General features: G+C 67.4%; 12 protein-coding genes. 4 read left to right on the forward strand and 8 right to left on the reverse strand.

All coding sequences use genetic code 11. The features are described from left to right. Positions 1–2: 2 nt before the first annotated feature. The 6 genes from gltX to creB all read right to left on the reverse strand — a co-directional run bounded on the left by gltX (position 3) and on the right by creB (position 7,216). Positions 3–1,406 carry a glutamate--tRNA ligase gene (gene gltX, locus HH110_RS12690; protein WP_176990006.1) on the reverse strand — a complete coding sequence of 468 codons (1,404 nt, stop codon included), beginning with the start codon at positions 1,404–1,406 and terminating at the stop codon, positions 3–5. A gap of 118 nt (positions 1,407–1,524) precedes the next feature. Further along, the gene (locus tag HH110_RS12695) at positions 1,525–3,111 is read right to left on the reverse strand and encodes a M20/M25/M40 family metallo-hydrolase (RefSeq protein WP_176990133.1); all 1,587 of its coding nucleotides are present in this window, start codon (positions 3,109–3,111) and stop codon (positions 1,525–1,527) included. A 94-nt stretch (positions 3,112–3,205) separates the two neighbouring features. Beyond that, entirely contained in the window at positions 3,206–3,643 is a 438-nt protein-coding gene (locus tag HH110_RS12700; protein WP_176990007.1) for a hypothetical protein, read from the reverse strand. A gap of 9 nt (positions 3,644–3,652) precedes the next feature. Then, positions 3,653–4,972: a cell envelope integrity protein CreD gene (gene creD, locus HH110_RS12705; protein WP_176990008.1), complete on the reverse strand. Its 1,320-nt coding sequence runs from the start codon at positions 4,970–4,972 to the stop codon at positions 3,653–3,655. A 94-nt stretch (positions 4,973–5,066) separates the two neighbouring features. Beyond that, on the reverse strand, positions 5,067–6,524 hold the full coding sequence (gene creC, locus HH110_RS12710; protein ID WP_176990009.1) for a two-component system sensor histidine kinase CreC: 1,458 nt from the start codon (positions 6,522–6,524) through the stop codon (positions 5,067–5,069). 2 nt (positions 6,525–6,526) lie between these two features. Further along, complete coding sequence (creB, locus tag HH110_RS12715; RefSeq protein WP_176990010.1) at positions 6,527–7,216, reverse strand: two-component system response regulator CreB; 690 nt, start codon at positions 7,214–7,216, stop codon at positions 6,527–6,529. 45 nt (positions 7,217–7,261) lie between these two features. Here creB and HH110_RS12720 point away from each other — a divergent pair, with 45 nt between their 5' ends. From HH110_RS12720 to HH110_RS12735, 4 genes are all read left to right on the forward strand, one after another. Further along, positions 7,262–8,119, forward strand: coding sequence for a 23S rRNA (adenine(2030)-N(6))-methyltransferase RlmJ (locus tag HH110_RS12720; RefSeq protein WP_176990011.1), 858 nt, complete (start codon positions 7,262–7,264; stop codon positions 8,117–8,119). 126 nt (positions 8,120–8,245) lie between these two features. After that, positions 8,246–8,791 (forward strand): GNAT family N-acetyltransferase, encoded by a 546-nt coding sequence (locus HH110_RS12725; protein WP_019184458.1) that lies wholly within the window; start codon positions 8,246–8,248, stop codon positions 8,789–8,791. Between the two features lie 147 nt (positions 8,792–8,938). Next, positions 8,939–12,406, forward strand: coding sequence for a transcription-repair coupling factor (mfd, locus tag HH110_RS12730; protein ID WP_176990012.1), 3,468 nt, complete (start codon positions 8,939–8,941; stop codon positions 12,404–12,406). A 106-nt stretch (positions 12,407–12,512) separates the two neighbouring features. Then, the gene (locus HH110_RS12735; RefSeq protein WP_176990013.1) at positions 12,513–13,109 is read left to right on the forward strand and encodes an HD-GYP domain-containing protein; all 597 of its coding nucleotides are present in this window, start codon (positions 12,513–12,515) and stop codon (positions 13,107–13,109) included. A gap of 71 nt (positions 13,110–13,180) precedes the next feature. Here HH110_RS12735 and HH110_RS12740 read toward each other — a convergent pair whose 3' ends face one another. Both HH110_RS12740 and gpmA read right to left on the reverse strand, forming a co-directional pair. Next, positions 13,181–15,277: a M13 family metallopeptidase gene (locus tag HH110_RS12740; protein WP_176990014.1), complete on the reverse strand. Its 2,097-nt coding sequence runs from the start codon at positions 15,275–15,277 to the stop codon at positions 13,181–13,183. A gap of 215 nt (positions 15,278–15,492) precedes the next feature. Then, the gene (gene gpmA / locus HH110_RS12745) at positions 15,493–16,242 is read right to left on the reverse strand and encodes a 2,3-diphosphoglycerate-dependent phosphoglycerate mutase (RefSeq protein WP_176990015.1); all 750 of its coding nucleotides are present in this window, start codon (positions 16,240–16,242) and stop codon (positions 15,493–15,495) included. Positions 16,243–16,317 lie beyond the last annotated feature (75 nt).

Consider the following 16,317-nt stretch of genomic DNA (forward strand, 5'->3'; position numbering starts at 1 on the left):
GGTCAGGCCGTCGGTACTTTAGTGAGTGCGACGTCGATGCGTTTCAAGGCCTCTTCACGCCCGGCCAGGAACACCGTCTGCGAAATGTCGGGGCTGACCTGGGTGCCGGTGATGGCCACGCGCAGCGGCTGGGCGACCTTGCCCATGCCGATCTCCAGCGCCGTTGCGACATCGTGCAGGACGGCCGACACACTCTCCACCGTCCACTCCCCCGCCGCACCCAACAGCTCGCGCGCCTTGCCCAGCGCCAGTTCCGCGCCCGGCTTGAAGTGCTTGGCCACGGCGGCCTCGTCGTACTCGGTCAGCGGCTGGTACCAGACCACCGCCTTCTCGGCCATTTCCTTCAGCGTCTGCACACGGTCGCGCAGCGCCACCACCACGTCCGCCGGCGCCGGACCGGCGTTCAGATCCAAGCCCAGCTTGTTCAGCTGGTAGACCAGGTGCGGGGCGATGTCGGCCGGCTGCTCGGTCTTCAGGAAATGCTGGTTGACCCAGCCCAGCTTGGCCATGTCCAGGCGCGCAGCCTTGGAATTGCAGTGGGTCACATCGAACAGATCGATCAGCTCCTGGCGGCTGAACAGCTCCTGGTCACCATGCGACCAGCCCAGGCGGGCCAGATAGCTCAGCAGCGCGTCGGGCAGGTAACCGGCGTCCTTGTACTGCATCACGTCGGCCGCACCGGTGCGCTTGGACAGCTTGGCGCCCTGCTCGTCCAGGATCATCGGCATATGGCCGAACTTCGGCACCGGCGCACCGATGCCTTCATACAGATTGATCTGGCGCGGGGTGTTGTTGATGTGGTCGTCGCCGCGGATGACCTCGCTGATGCGCATGTCCCAATCGTCCACCACCACCGCGAAGTTGTAGGTGGGGAAGCCGTCCGGACGGAAGATCACCATGTCGTCCAGCTCGCTGTTGGCGATCTCGATGCGGCCCTTGATCAGGTCGTCGAACACCACGGTGCCCTCGAGCGGATTCTTGAAGCGGATCACGCGGTTCGGGTCGTCCTTGTACGGCAGGGCCAGATCGCGCGCGGCGCCGTTGTAACGCGGCTTTTCCTGCTTGGCCATGGCGGCCTCGCGCATCGCGTCCAACTCTTCCCTGGTCTCGTAGGCGTAGTAGGCCTTGCCATCGGCGACCAGCTGCTCGGCCACTTCCAGGTACCGGGCCACGCGCTGGGTCTGGTAGATCGGGCCTTCGTCATAGCCCAGGCCCAGCCACTCCATCGCCTCCAGGATCGCGTCGATCGCGCCCTGGGTGCTGCGCTCGCGGTCGGTATCTTCGATGCGCAGCACGAACTCGCCGCCGCGGTGACGGGCCTCCAGCCAGCAATACAGCGCCGTGCGGGCGCCACCGATGTGCAGGTAGCCGGTGGGACTGGGGGCAAAACGGGTGCGGCAGGTCATGGAGGGCTCAGGGCGGGAAACGGAATCCCGGCAATTTTACCCCGCCGCGGCCGCAAACCGGGCACTCGTTGCCCGGCATGGCCGGGACCGCCCTCTCCGGGCGGTCCCGCGGTGCCTCTCAGGGCGCCAGCAACGGCTTGCGCGGCAGCTTTTCATCGCGCATGGCCGCGTTGTACACGAACGAGGCGACGATGGCGGCGGCCTGCTTCAGGTCTTCCGGCTCGGCGTGGTCCCAGGTGTCCAGGTTGCTGTGGTGGACGTTGGTGAAGTAATCCAGGCGATCCTGGATGAACTGGAACCCGGGCAGGCCGACGCGATCGAACGCGATATGGTCGGTGCTGCCGGTGTTGCGGGTCGCCACGGTGGTCGCGCCGACATCATGGAACGGGGCCAGCCATGCCTCGAAGATCGGCACCGCGGCCAGGTTCTCCTGCGCATAGATGCCGCGGAACCGGCCCGAGCCGTTGTCCATGTTGAAGTACGCCGAAAATTTGTCGTAATCGCGCTGGCGCTGCAGGGCGCCGGTCGGCTCACGCATCGAGGCCGGCAGCTTGAGCTGCGCCGGGTCGGTCGGCTCCGGGTAGCGCGCGAAGTGCTTGGACACGTAGTCCTGCGAGCCGACCAGGCCCTGCTCCTCGCCGCTCCACAGCGCCACGCGGATGGTGCGCTTGGGCTTGGCACCCACCGCCTTGAGGATGCGCATGGCTTCCATCATCACCGCCACGCCGGCGGCGTTGTCGGCCGCACCGGTGCCGGTGTGCCAGGAATCCATGTGCGCCCCCAGCATCACGATCTCGTCGGCCTTGCTGCTGCCGCGGATCTCGGCCAGCGTGTTGTAGCCCGGCTGGTCCTGCGCATCGGTGAAACGCGCCTCGACATTCACGCGCAGCTTGACCGCCTGCTTCTGGTCGGCCGCCCGCACCAACTGGTTGTAGTGCTCGGCCATCATCGCCAGTTCGGGCACGCCGACCGGTTCACCGGCCTTGCGCGAGCCACCGCCGCCGACGCGGATGATGCCGTTGTCCCAACCGCTGATGCTGATCGTGGCCAGCACCCCCTGCTCGGCGAAGAAGGCGTTGGTGGCGCGGGTCAGCGCCTGCTTTTCCAGGTATTCCTTGGCCTTCTTGGCCCGGTCGGCCTTGGCATCGGCGACATCCTTGGGCACCGCGAACACCTGCAGCTCGGCCAGGCCGGCGTCATCGTGGCGGTGCGAATCGGACTTGGTGGCCCGCTCGTAGTCGCGCGCATCGTTGAGCAGCAGGATCTTGCCGGCCAGCTTGCCCTTGTACTGATCCAGGTCGGCCAGCTTCTTGATCTCGACCTTGATCACCTCGCCTTCGACCGGACCGTTGGTGCCCGGCGTCCAGGCCTTCGGCAGCGCATACAGCGGCGCCACGCGCGGGCTCAGCAGTTCCACACTGGCGTTGCTGAACTCCCAGCCGCGGCCGAACGCATCGAACGCCTCGTCGTGCACATTGACCAGACCCCACGCGTTGAACTTGCTGCGGGTCCAGGTGTTGGCCTCGCCCATCGCGGGGGAATTGGTCAGGCGCGGGCCGATCTGCTCGGTCAGGTGGCTGAAGGTCGCCATCACCTGCGATCGGTGGAAGGCTTCCTGACGGATGCGGCTGACCATGTCCAGGTCCACCGTCTCCTTCGTCTGTGCATCGGCGACGCCGCTCAATGCCAATGCCACGCTCAACATGCCCCACTTGAACACGATTACCCCCGCCTCTCGGCCAGACCACGAACAATCCCCGAGTCTATCGAGCGCTGGCCCGGTACCCCCGGGCCAAGAGTCATGGTCCATCCATCCAGCCGTACCAGAGCTGGCCGCGGGTCGGCAGCACCAGCAACCAGCGGCTGCGGTCCAGGGAGGCGCTGGCGTAGACCGGCGCATGCACCGGCCAGTCGCCGGGCAAGCCGCGGATGCCGATCTCGCGCAGGGCCTGGGCACCTTCGCGCCACGGCCGATACTCGCCACACCACTGCGGCAGCGGCAGGCGCCCGCGCGCCTGCCGTGCCTGTTCCAGAAAGCGCAGTCCCTGCGCCGCGATCGCCTCGCAGGTGACCGGGGCCAGCCCGAAGCGGACCAGGCCCGGTGCCCCCTGCGCGCCCGGCAGTGCCATCAGTGGCGACGGCCATCCCGGGGCCTCGCCGTCCAGCAGCGAGGCCACCTCCAGCCGGGCGGGGAGCGCCCGGCGCATGCGTTCCTGAAGACAACGACGCCAGCTCATGGTCGGTCCTTACTTCAGGCTCGCGCCGAGTTCGTACCAGTCGACCCGGCGGGTCACCCACATCACCGCGGCCAGCACGCCGAACAGCAGCAGCGAGCCCATCAGCAAGGCGTTGTTCTCCGAGATCAGCAGCCCGTACAGCGCGCCGTACAGTGCACTGAGCATCAGCGCGAAGCCCAGCCCGCGTTTCCAGCTTTTCAGCACCCCGGCCAGGTACACGGTCTGGATGCCGATGCACGCCAGTGCCGAGAGCGCATAGGCCTGCCAGAACGCGATGTGCTCGGAGAGGCTGAGCAACAACAGGAAGAAGATCGCCAGTGCCAGGCCGACCATCAGGTACTGCAGCGGGTGGATGCGCAGCTGCTTGATCAGCTCGAACAGGATGAAGCCGACGAAGGTGAGCAGGATGAAGAGGATGCCGTACTTGCTGGCGCGGTCGGCCTGGGTATACACATCGACCGGGTTGACCAGCTCCACGCTGACGGCTTCGGCGTCGATGTCCGGGCGGTTGCGCAGCTGATGCTGGGCACGCGAGGCCAGCGAAGACACCGCCCACTGCGCGTCGAAACCCTGCGCGTCGACCCTGCGCTCGTTGGGCAGGAAACTGCCACCGAACAGCGGATGCGGCCAGGGCGAGCGCAGCGCGATGCGGCTGTCATCGCCGACCGGCACCACCGACAGCGACCGGGTGCCATCCAGCACCAGCTCCAGTTCGACCTTGCTGCCCTTGAGCAGCCCGCCGCGTGCATCCTCCAGGCCCGGCAGGCCGACATGCAGGCCGGTGCCGATGCCACTGACGCCGCCGGCATCGGGCAGCAGGTTCAGGGCATTGCCATCCACCCGCAGGTTCGGCGAACCGACCAGGCCGCGCACGTCGGCGATGCCCACGGTCAGGAACGGCGCACCATAGACGCGGCCCGCCTTCACCGGGTAATCGTCATCGGCGAACTCGGCGGTGACCGTGGCCTTCCAGCTGTAGACCGGCACCCGGAACAGCCCGACCCGGCGCTCGTCCGGCTGCATCACGCCGTCCACCTTCAGCGTGGCCGGCATCTGCAGCCACTGGCCCTGCTCGACCTGCTTTTCCTTCTTCTTGGTGCCGGCCGCATCCACTACCTCCACCTCGCGGGTCTCGGTCCACGGCACCACGCGGATCGGGCCGGTCAGGATCTGCGCGCCGGCGCGGCTCTGCGCCACGCGCTGGTATGCCTCGTCTCGGTACGCCTCGCGTTCGCGGATCACGCCCTTGATCAGGCTCAGCGGAATCAGCAGCAACAGGATCAGCCCGCCCACGATGGCGAACCGCAACAGCATCTTCAGGGATTTCATGACCCGTCCTCGGTTGGGAGGGGGCCAGCTTCCCGCGCGCCGGTGTGCGGGGTTTGTGCCGGGTTTGAAGTCTGTGTGAAGTGTGGCGCGGCGGTCAGCGCCGCGGCGGGAGCGCGGGCAGCCGCGACGGCAGCCACAACACCGCCTGCGCGCCGCCGTCATCGCGGTTGCGCAGGCTCACGCGGCCGCCGTGCAGGCGCGCCACTTCCTGCACGAAGGACAGGCCGAGGCCGGAGCTGCGCTGGCCGGTGCCGGGGCGCGCCAGCGAATAGAAGCGTTCGAACACACGGTCGAGCGCGTACTCCGGCACGCCGCTGCCGCGATCGGCCACGGTCAGTGCGATGCCCTCGCCTTCCACGCCCGCACCGAGGGTGATGGCGCTGCCGGCAGGCGAGAAAGCCACGGCATTTTCCAGCAGGTTGTTGAGGGCCTGGCGCAGCAGGTAGCCATCGCCCTGCACGCTGTCGGCCCGCACGTCGATCGCGATCACCACCCCGGCCGCCTGCGCGCGTACCGCCACCGCGTCGGCGGCGGCCTGCAGCAACGGTGCCAGCGCGAGCCGCTCATGCTTCTGCAGCCAGCCGTACTGCTCCACCTCGGCCAGCGCCAGCAGTTTGTCGATGGTTTCGGTCAGGCGCTGCGCCTGGCCTTCGATGCTGCGTGCGAAGTGCGCGCGGTCGGCATCCGGCAGCGGCTCCTGCAGCAGTTCCGCCGCGCCGCGGATCGCGGCCAGCGGGCTCTTCATTTCATGCGTCAGCGACTGCACGTACTGCTCGACGTAGGCCTTGCCTTCCAGCTTGCGGCGCATGGTTTCCAGTGCCTGGCCCAGATCGCCGATCTCATCGCGGCGCGGCTTCGGTGGCGGCACCGGCTCACCGGCGCTGACCGCCTTGGCATAGCGGTTGAGCCGGCTCACGCCGTGCATCAGCCACGCGGTCATCAGCAGGCCGATCAGTGCCGACAGGCCGATCAACCACGCGCCACGTTTCATGATGGCGCGCTGGCTGGCCGCGATGAACGGATCGATGCTGCGGTTGGGCTGGGCCAGGCTGAGCACGCCGATCAAGCGGCGCCCATCGGCCGGATCGAAGATCGGCGCGGCCACGTGCATCACCGAGTGGGTATCGTCGCCCGGGGTTTCCGGGCTGGAACGCGCGCCGTATTCGCCACGCAGTGTGCGGTAGACGTCATTCCAGCGCGAGTTGTCGCGGCCGACATCGCGCCCGGTCGAGTCGTACACCACGATGCCCTTGGCATCGGTGATGGTGACCTGATAATCCAGCGTGCGTTTGGGGAACCGCCATACCATCGCCTTGGGGTCGCGCCGCTGCGCCCGGGCCAGGTCGGCGACGAAGCGGCCCTGGCGGATCTGCCCGGCCTTGAGATCGGCCGCGGCCATTTCCGCCAGCACGTTGGCCGCATCGACCAGCGTCGACTCCATCGCCTGGCGCACGCCCGGCTTCACTTCGTTGACGAAGATGCGCATCACGAAGAACGCGGCGATGCCCACGATCAGGAAGAAGCCCAGGAACAGTTTCAGGCCCAGCCGCATGCCTACACCTCCAGTGCGTAGCCCAGGCCACGGTGGGTGCGGATCGGGTCGGTCGCGGCCCCAGCGGCACGCAGCTTGGCGCGCAGCGTTTTCACGTGCGTATCCACCGTGCGGTCGGCGCTGTCGGCGTCACTGTCCCACCCGCGGTCCATCAGCTGGGCGCGGCTGAGGATCGCGCCGGGGCGCTGCAGCAGGGCCGCCATCAGCGCGTACTCGTACCGGGTCAAGTCCAGCGGCTGGTCGCCGAAGCGGATCCGGCTGCCCTCGCGGTCGATCGAGAAACGGCCGTGCTGCTGCCAGCCCGAGGTCTCCGCGGGAGCCGCCGACCGGCGCAGGCGCGCACGGACCCGCGCCACCAGCTCGCGCGGCGAAAAGGGCTTGGCCATGTAATCGTCCGCGCCCAGTTCCAGCCCGAGCACGCGGTCGAACTCGTCATTACGGGCGGTCAGGAAGATCACCGGCACCTCGCTGAAGGTCCGCAGCGTGCGGCAGACCTCGAAGCCGCTCATGTCCGGCAGGCCGACGTCCAGTACCACCACGTCGAACGCCTGCTGGCGCAGCCGGGCCAGCGCCTCCCCGCCGAGCAGGCTGTGGTGGGCACCGTAGCCTTCGCTGCGCAGCGCATACAGAACGGTGTCGGCGATGGCGGTTTCGTCCTCGACCACCAGGACGTTGTGCAGGGGGTGGTTCATGCGCGCAGCATAGCCGCTGGGCCCGCCGCCCCGTACACTGCCCCGATGAATTACCGCCACGCCTTCCATGCCGGCAACCATGCCGATGTGCTCAAGCACATCGTGCAGCTTGCCCTGCTCGACACCTTCAAGCGCAAGGACAGCCCGTTCTTCGTGCTGGACACCCACGGCGGCGCTGGCCGCTACCTGCTGGCCAGCGAGGAAAGCCGCAAGACGCTGGAGGCCGAGGACGGCGTGATGCGCCTGATGGCCCAGCCGCAGCTGCCGGCGGTGGTCGAGCGCTATCTCAAGGCGGTCCAGGCCGACAATCCGGTCGGGGCGATGATCAGCTACCCCGGCTCGCCGTTGCTGACCGCCCAGACCCTGCGCGAGCAGGACCGCATGGCGGTCTGCGAGGTCCAGGATGCAGAAGCCGCCGCGCTGAAGGCGCTGTTCGCCCATGACAGCCGCGTCGCGGTGTACCAGGCCGACGGCTACGCCCAGAACAGGAAGCTGCTGCCGCCCAAGGCCAACGGGGTGAAGATCGGCCGCGGGCTGGTCCTGATCGACCCGCCCTACGAGGGCCAGGACGCCGAATACCAGGCCATCATCGCTTCGGTGACGGAGATCCTGGGCCGCTGGCCGCAGGCGAGCTTCGCGATCTGGTTCCCGATCAAGCAGCGCCGGACCATCCTGCATTTCCTGCGCAAGGCCTGCGCCCTGCCGGTGAAATCGGTGCTGACCGCCGAGTTGCTGATCCGCCCGGACGACTCCCCGCTGCGGCTCAACGGCAGCGGCATGCTGCTGCTCAACCCGCCGTGGCAGTTCGACCAGGTCCTGGCCCCGGCGATGCCGGCGCTCAAGCAATACCTGGGCGAGGCCGGCGCCTCGACCCGCCTGCAGTGGCTCAAGCAGGCCGAATGACCCCTCCAGGCCAGACCGGAACCCCGGCCTGGCCGGCTCCTCCCGGCCGGATCGGCGTGAGTGATCCGTTCACGGAACGCTGCCCCCGGGATGCGAGAATCCTGAGACCACCAAGGAATCACCGGTATGGCTACCCGTAACCGCATGCCGCCCTGGCACGAGATTTTCAAGGCACCCAGTGGCCACGAGCTGCTGATCCGCCCGATCCGGCCGGAAGACGGCCCGCCGCTGCATGCTGCCTTCAGTCTGTTCGGTCCCGAAGAGATCCGCGACCGTTTCCTGCAGTCGGTGACCGAGCTGTCGCCGGAAACGACGCAGCGCCTGACCCACCCCAATCCCAAGAGCGAAATCACCCTGGTCGCGGCCGAATCCCTGCCCGCCGGTGAAGCCGTGGTGGGCGCGGTGGCGCGCGCCTCCATCATCCCCGGCACCCGCGAAGCCGAGTACGCGATCTTGGTCAGCCGCTTCCTGGTCGGCCAGGGCCTGGGCCGGCAGCTGATGCGCAAGCTGGTCAAGTGGGCCCGTGGCAAGTATCTGGACCGCCTGTACGGCGATGTCGCCGAAGAGAACGAGCCGATGAAGCAGCTGGCCGCCTCGCTGGGCTTCCAGCCGATCCCGCACCCGAACGGTACGCCGGGCCTGGTGCGCATGGTGCTCGAACTCGACAGCTGAAACGGGGCGCATGCCCACGCCCTGATCGGTAGTGCCGGCCGCTGGCCGGCTCTCGAACATCACGCATCGCCTGGAGCCGGCCAGCGGCCGGCACTACCGTTGACTGCCAGCGGCCTGCACGCTGCGGTCTGCTAAAATCGACGGTTCATGTCACGCACCTCCTATCCCGTACCGCCGCTGCCACGTCCTGGACAGCTCCGCGCCTGGTGGCGCGCTCCCGCTTCGGCGACAGCGCTGGCGTGGTACATCGCCCGCGCGGCGCAGTCGCACGACGGGCCGTTGCTGGTGGTCGCGCGCGACAACCACGGCGCGAACCAGATCGAAGCGGACCTGCACACCCTGCTGGGCACGGCCGGCGACGTGCCGATCGTGGCGTTCCCGGACTGGGAAACCCTGCCCTACGACGCCTTCAGCCCGCACCCGGACATCATTTCCCAGCGCCTGGCCGCGTTGCACGCCCTGCCTGCGCTCAAGCGCGGCATCGTGGTGGTGCCGGTGCAGACACTGCTGCAGCAGCTGGCCCCGCTCAAGTACGTCATCGGTGGCAGCTTCGACCTGACCGTCGGCCAGCGACTGGATCTGGATGCGGAAAAGCGCCGCCTGGAATCGGCCGGCTACCGCAACGTGCCGCAGGTGATGGACCCGGGTGATTTCGCCGTGCGTGGCGGCCTGCTCGATGTCTACCCGATGGGGGCCGACGCGCCGCTGCGGGTGGAACTGCTCGACGAAGACATCGATTCGATCCGCGCCTTCGATCCGGAATCGCAGCGCTCGCTGGACAAGGTCGAGGCCGTGCACATGCTGCCCGGCCGTGAAGTACCGCTGGATGACCTCAGCGTCTCGCGCGTACTCAACACGCTGCGCGAACGCTTCGATGTGGATACCCGGCGCAGCGCGCTGTACCAGGATCTCAAGGCCGGTATCGCGCCGGCCGGCATCGAGTACTACCTGCCGCTGTTCTTCGACAAGACCGCGACCCTGCTCGATTACCTGCAGCCCAACGTGCTGCCGGTACTGGCGCCGAACGTGTTCGATGCCGCGGCCGCGTTCTGGGCGCAGACCCAGAACCGCTACGAGCAGCGCCGCCACGATGTCGAGCGCCCGCTGCTGGCGCCGGAAGAGTTGTATGCCAGCCCCGAGCAACTGCGCGCCACGCTCAACGGCCTCGCCCGCGTGGAAGTCTGGCCGCCGGATCACGATCGCATCGGTGATGCACAGCCGCTGGGCGACCAGCCGCTGCCCCCGCTGCCGGTGGCCGCGCGCGATGCCCCGGCCGCCGAGGCACTCAAATCCTTCATCGGTCACTACCCGGGCCGGGTGCTGATCGCCGCCGATTCCGCCGGCCGCCGCGAAGCGCTGCTGGAAGTGCTGCTCGCCGCCGAGCTGAAGCCGCCGGTAGTCGCCGACCTGCCCGGCTTCCTGGCCGACGACAGCGTGCGCTTCGGCATCACCGTGGCGCCGCTGGAAGATGGCTTCGCGCTGGAGAATCCGCCGATCGCGGTGCTGACCGAGCGCCAGCTGTTCCCCGAACGCGCCGGCCAGCAGCGCCGCAGCCGCCGTGCCGGGCGCGAGCCCGAAGCGATCATCCGCGACCTCGGCGAGCTCAGCGAAGGCTCGCCGATCGTGCATGAAGACCACGGTGTCGGCCGTTACCGCGGCCTGATCGTGCTGGATGCCGGCGGCATGCCCGGCGAGTTCCTGGAAATCGAATACGCCAAGGGCGACCGCCTGTATGTGCCGGTCGCCCAGCTGCACCTGATCAGCCGTTACTCCGGCGCGTCGCCGGAAACCGCGCCGCTGCATTCGCTCGGTGGCGAGCAGTGGACCAAGGCCAAGCGCAAGGCGGCCGAAAAAGTCCGCGACGTCGCCGCCGAGCTGCTGGAAATCCAGGCGCGTCGGCGTGCGCGTGCCGGCCTGGCGCTGCACGTGGACCGCGCGATGTACGAGCCGTTCGCGGCCGGCTTCCCGTTCGAGGAAACGCCGGATCAGCTCGCCGCGATCGACGCGACGCTGCGCGATCTGGCCAGCAGCCAGCCGATGGACCGCGTGGTCTGCGGCGACGTCGGCTTCGGCAAGACCGAGGTCGCCGTGCGCGCCGCGTTCGCCGCCGCCAGCGCCGGCAAGCAGGTCGCCGTGCTGGTGCCGACCACCCTGCTGGCCGAACAGCATTACCGCAATTTCCGCGATCGCTTCGCCGATTGGCCGCTCAGGGTGGAGGTGCTGTCGCGCTTCAAATCCACCAAGGAGATCAAGGCCGAACTGGAGAAGGTCGCCGCCGGCACCATCGACGTCATCATCGGCACCCATCGCCTGCTGCAGCCGGACGTGAAGTTCAAGGACCTCGGTCTGGTCGTGGTCGATGAGGAACAGCGCTTCGGTGTGCGCCAGAAGGAAGCGCTGAAGGCGATGCGCGCCAACGTGCATCTGCTGACGCTGACCGCCACGCCGATTCCGCGCACGCTCAACATGGCCATGGCCGGCCTGCGTGATCTGTCGATCATCGCCACGCCGCCGCCGAACCGGCTGGCGGTCAAGACGTTCATCACCGCCTGGGACAACGCACTGCTGCGCGAAGCGTTCCAGCGCGAACTGGCCCGCGGTGGCCAGCTGTATTTCCTGCACAACGATGTGGAGAGCATCGGCCGCATGCAGCGCGAGCTGTCCGAGCTGGTGCCCGAAGCGCGCATCGGCATCGCACATGGGCAGATGCCCGAGCGCGAGCTGGAGCGGGTGATGCTGGACTTCCAGAAGCAGCGTTTCAACGTGCTGCTGTCGACCACGATCATCGAATCGGGCATCGACATCCCCAACGCCAACACCATCATCATCAACCGCGCCGACCGCTTCGGCCTGGCCCAGCTGCACCAGCTGCGCGGCCGCGTCGGTCGCTCGCATCACCGTGCGTACGCTTACCTGGTGGTACCGGACAAGCGCGCGATGACGCCCGATGCCGAGAAGCGCCTGGAGGCGATCGCCTCGATGGACGAGCTCGGCGCCGGCTTCACCTTGGCCACCCACGATCTGGAAATCCGCGGTGCCGGCGAGCTGCTCGGCGAGGACCAGAGCGGCCAGATGGCCGAGGTCGGCTTCAGCCTGTACACCGAGCTGCTCGAACGTGCGGTGCGCAGCATCCGCCTGGGCAAGCTGCCTGACCTGGATGCGGGTGAAGAGGCACGCGGTGCCGAGGTCGAGCTGCATGTTCCCGCCCTGATCCCCGACGCCTACCTGCCCGACGTGCATACCCGCCTGACCCTGTACAAGCGCATCAGCAGCGCGCGTGATACCGGCGAGCTGCGCGAACTGCAGGTGGAGATGATCGACCGTTTCGGCCTGCTGCCGGACCCGGCCAAGCACCTGTTCGCGATCGCAGAACTCAAGCTGCAGGCCAACGCGCTCGGCATCCGCAAGCTGGAGCTGGGCGAGAACGGCGGCCGCATCGTGTTCAATCCCAAGCCGGAGATCGACCCGATGGCGGTCATCCAGCTGATCCAGAAGCAGCCCAAGCTGTATACGATGGATGGGCCGGACAAGCTGCGCATCAAGCATCCCCTGCCGCTGCCCGAAGACCGTTTCAGTGCCGCCAAGGCGTTGCTGCTGACCCTGTCCCCTCGCTGATTTCACGCCTGGCGCCGGTCGCCAGGCGGTATCTTTCCACCGGCACGGGCGGCATGCCGTCCTGCCAGGATGGCGGTCTTCCGGCCGCCCACCACCGGACGCCCCCATGTTCGACTCCCCCCGGTTCGACGATGCCCACCCGCAGGCGTGTTCCATCGATGCCCTGTCGATGTCGCTGCAGATGCGCGACCAATACACCCGTTTCCACTGCGACCGCGTCGGCCTGCTGGGCGAACAGCTCGGCCGTCTGTGCGATCTGGATGAGGCAGAGCGCGCGCATCTGGCGCTCGCCGCGCGCTTCCACGACATCGGCAAGATCGGTATTCCCGACAACGTGCTGCTGCACCCGGCCCGCCTGGATGACGAACAGCGCGTGATCATGCGCACCCATCCCGAGCGCGGTGAACGCATTTTCGCCGCGACCGGGCGCAGCGACGCGGCCGCGGTGGGCCGCCTGATCCGGGCACACCACGAAGCCTTCGATGGCGGCGGGTATCCGGACGGCCTGAAAGGCAGCGAGATACCGCTGGCCGCCCGTGTACTCACCATCGTCGACGGCTACGACGCGATGACCAGCAACCGCCCCTACCGCGGCCCGATGCCGCACGCCAAGGCCATGGGCATCCTCGCCGAGCAGCAGGGTGGCCTGATCGATCCGGACGTGTTCGCCACGTTCACCCGCATGATCTCCACGGCTGTCTAGCGCCACACCCTGCATGGCAAACAAAAAACCCGGCGAATGCCGGGTTTTTTGTTTCACTCAACCGCGTGCGATCACCAGATCACGACGCGCTTGTCGTCGGCCCGCACCATCGCGTCGCCGGCCTTGCACTCGAACGCCTGCGCGTACGCCGGCATGTTCGACGGCGCGCCGTTGGCACGGAAGTTGGCCGGGGCGTGCGGATCGGTGTTCAGACGCACGCGCAGCTCGCCTTCGTTGAAGTTGCGGCGCCACACGGTGGCCCAGTTCATGAAGAAGCGCTGGTCCTGCGAATAGCCGTCGACGTCGACGTTGGCCTTCGGGTCTTCCTTCAGCGCCATCTGCAGCGCGTCATACGCCACGGTCAGGCCCCCCAGGTCACCGATGTTCTCGCCCAGGGTCAGCTTGCCCTTCACGTTCACGCCCGGCAGCGATTCATAGCCGTCGAACTGCGCGACCAGCTGGTCGGTACGCTGGGTGAAGGCGGCACGGTCGCTGTCGGTCCACCAGTTGTCGAAGTTGCCGTTGGCGGCGAACTGGCTGCCCGAGTCGTCGTAGCCATGCATCATCTCGTGGCCGATGACCGCACCAATGCCGCCATAGTTCAGCGCCGGATCGGCCTTGGCGTCGAAGAACGGCGCCTGCAGGATCGCCGCCGGGAACACGATCTCGTTCTTGGTCGCGTTGTAGTAGGCGTTGACGGTCTGCGGGGTCATGCCCCACTCGGTCTTGTCGACCGGCTTGCCGATCTTGTTGAGCATGTAGCGGTAGTTGAACGTGCGCGCCGCCTGCATGTTGCCCAGGTAGCTGTCGCCGTTGGTTTCCAGGCCCGACCAGTCACGCCACTTGTCCGGATAGCCGATCTTCGGGGTGAAGCTGGCCCACTTCTCGAGCGCCTTCTTGCGGGTGTCTTCGCTCATCCACTCCAGCTTCTCCAGGCGCGCCTTCAGCGCCACCGAGAGATTCTCCACCAGGTGCTGCATCTGCACCTTGGACTCGGCCGGGAACACGGCGTCGACATACATCTGGCCCAGGCCTTCGCCGATGGCACCATTGACCGACTCCAGCACGCGCTTCCAGCGCGGCTGCATTTCCTTCTGGCCACGCAGGGTGGTGCTGTAGAAATCGAAGTTGGCCTTCTCGAAGGCGCTGCTCAGGTACGGCGAGGCGTCATCGATGGTATGGAAACGCAGGTAGGCCTGCCAGGTGGCAGCCGGGACATCGGCCAGCATCTTGTCCACTTCACCGAAGAAGCCCGGCTGGGCCATCGAGAACTTCTGCGCGGCCGGCACCTTCAGGGTGTCGAACAGGGCGGTCCAGCTGAAGTTCGGTGTCAGCTTGTCCGCGTCAGCGGCGCTGACCGGGTTGTAACGCTTGGCCGGGTCACGCATCTCGATGCGCGACATCGAGGCCTTGGCCAGACGCGTTTCGAAGTCCATCACGGCCTTGGCCTGGGTCTTGGCCTGCTCGGCATCGACGCCGGACAGGGTCAGTACCTGCGCGATGTAGGCAACGTACGCATCGCGGATCTTGGCCTGCGAATCGTCGAAGTAATAGCCCTTCTCCGGCAGGCCCAGGCCGCCCTGGCCGACGTACGCGATGACGTTGGCCGAATCCTTGTAATCCGCATTGGCGAACAGTGAGAACAGCACGCCCTGGCCCTGCGCCTGGCTGTCGCGCAGGTACTGGGTGATGGCGGCGGTGTCGTTCAGCGCGGCGATCTTGTCCAGCTGCGGCTGCAGCGGGGTGATGCCGGCGGCCTCGATCTTGGCTTCATCCGAGCCGGTCTTCCAGATGTCGCCGATCTTGGCTTCCACCGAACCGGCCTTGGCCTGGGTGGCGGCAGCCTGCTGGACCAGCGCGTGCTGCACTTCCAGCGAGCGCTCGCGCAGGATTTCGAAGCTGCCCCAGGTGGTCTGATCGTTCGGCACCGGGTTGGCGGTGAGCCACTTGCTGTTCACGAACCCATTGAGGTCGGTACAGGCGGCGATGGCGGTATCCAGATCGGCAGTGTTGAGCGAGATCAGCGCGGTCTTGATCTGCGACTGGTCAAACGCCGGCTTGGCCGCATCGGCGGTGGCGGCAGGCGCGGTATCGGTCTTGCCGCAGGAGGCCAGCGACACGGCGATGGCGACGGTCAGGCCCAGCGGGACCAGCTTGGAAAACTTCATTCGACTCTCCGGCTACAGATGGATGCATCACCCGGATCACGGGCAATCGGGCAGCGTAGCGCGGGAGGGGCCGGGGCGGACCGGCCAAAGGTCACAGGTGGGAACGCCTGTGGTCGGTGTGTGCGGACCGTTGGTCTGCACACACCGGGCAGATGCATCCCTACCGACGGAATGCATCCCCATCAATGGAATGCATACCCACCAACGGTGGGTATCTACCGCGCTTTGCCCTGATTGGCCACGGCCTCGGCAGCCTTGCGTGCCGCTTCCGGGTCGCCCAGGTAGCGGAACGACTGCACCGTCAGATCGTCGTTCAGTTCGAACAGCAGCGGGATGCCGGTCGGGATGTTGAGCTCCAGGATCGCTTCCTGCGAAACGTTGTTGAGGTACTTGTACAGCGCGCGCAGCGAATTGCCGTGCGCGGTGACCAGCACGGTCTTGCCATCCTTGAGCTGCGGGGCGATCGCATCGAACCAGTACGGCAGCACCCGGTCCAGCGTGGTGGCCAGGGATTCGGTGCCCGGCAGTGCATTGCGGTCCAGCCCGGCATAGCGACGGTCGTGGATCGGGTGGCCCGGATCCTCGATGTCCATCGCCGGCGGCGGAATATCGTAGGAGCGGCGCCAGATCTTGACCTGGTCCTCGCCGTGCTTGGCTGCGGTCTCGGCCTTGTCCAAGCCCTGCAGCCCGCCGTAATGGCGCTCGTTCAAGCGCCAGCTCTTGCTGACCGGCAGCCAGTCCTGATCCAGCTCGGCCAGGGCACCCTGCAGGGTGTGGATGGCGCGCTTGAGCACCGAGGTGTGGGCGACATCGAACTGCAGCCCTTCTTCACGCATCAGGCGGCCGGCGGCGGCAGCCTCGCGGCGGCCCTGTTCGGTCAGTTCCACGTCCACCCAGCCGGTGAAGCGGTTGTCCAGGTTCCACTGGCTCTGGCCGTGGCGCAACAGTACGAGTTTCCGGGTCACTGCAGTATCTCCGACAGATGGCAAGGCAGGCCCGCATTGTAGCGGCAACCCTGCCCTGCCCGTCCGCCGCCGGGC

It is taken from the genome of Stenotrophomonas sp. SAM-B, assembly GCF_013387485.1.
GTDB lineage: Bacteria > Pseudomonadota > Gammaproteobacteria > Xanthomonadales > Xanthomonadaceae > Stenotrophomonas > Stenotrophomonas maltophilia_AA.

What these genes read in the sequence shown, in the direction of transcription:
- gltX (WP_176990006.1), bottom strand. Translation starts at nt 1,406, where the DNA reads ATGACCTGCCGCACCCGTTTTGCCCCCAGTCCCACCGGCTACCTGCAC.
- HH110_RS12695 (WP_176990133.1), bottom strand. Translation starts at nt 3,111, where the DNA reads ATGTTGAGCGTGGCATTGGCATTGAGCGGCGTCGCCGATGCACAGACG.
- HH110_RS12700 (WP_176990007.1), bottom strand. Translation starts at nt 3,643, where the DNA reads ATGAGCTGGCGTCGTTGTCTTCAGGAACGCATGCGCCGGGCGCTCCCC.
- creD (WP_176990008.1), bottom strand. Translation starts at nt 4,972, where the DNA reads ATGAAATCCCTGAAGATGCTGTTGCGGTTCGCCATCGTGGGCGGGCTG.
- creC (WP_176990009.1), bottom strand. Translation starts at nt 6,524, where the DNA reads ATGCGGCTGGGCCTGAAACTGTTCCTGGGCTTCTTCCTGATCGTGGGC.
- creB (WP_176990010.1), bottom strand. Translation starts at nt 7,216, where the DNA reads ATGAACCACCCCCTGCACAACGTCCTGGTGGTCGAGGACGAAACCGCC.
- HH110_RS12720 (WP_176990011.1), top strand. Translation starts at nt 7,262, where the DNA reads ATGAATTACCGCCACGCCTTCCATGCCGGCAACCATGCCGATGTGCTC.
- HH110_RS12725 (WP_019184458.1), top strand. Translation starts at nt 8,246, where the DNA reads ATGGCTACCCGTAACCGCATGCCGCCCTGGCACGAGATTTTCAAGGCA.
- mfd (WP_176990012.1), top strand. Translation starts at nt 8,939, where the DNA reads ATGTCACGCACCTCCTATCCCGTACCGCCGCTGCCACGTCCTGGACAG.
- HH110_RS12735 (WP_176990013.1), top strand. Translation starts at nt 12,513, where the DNA reads ATGTTCGACTCCCCCCGGTTCGACGATGCCCACCCGCAGGCGTGTTCC.
- HH110_RS12740 (WP_176990014.1), bottom strand. Translation starts at nt 15,277, where the DNA reads ATGAAGTTTTCCAAGCTGGTCCCGCTGGGCCTGACCGTCGCCATCGCC.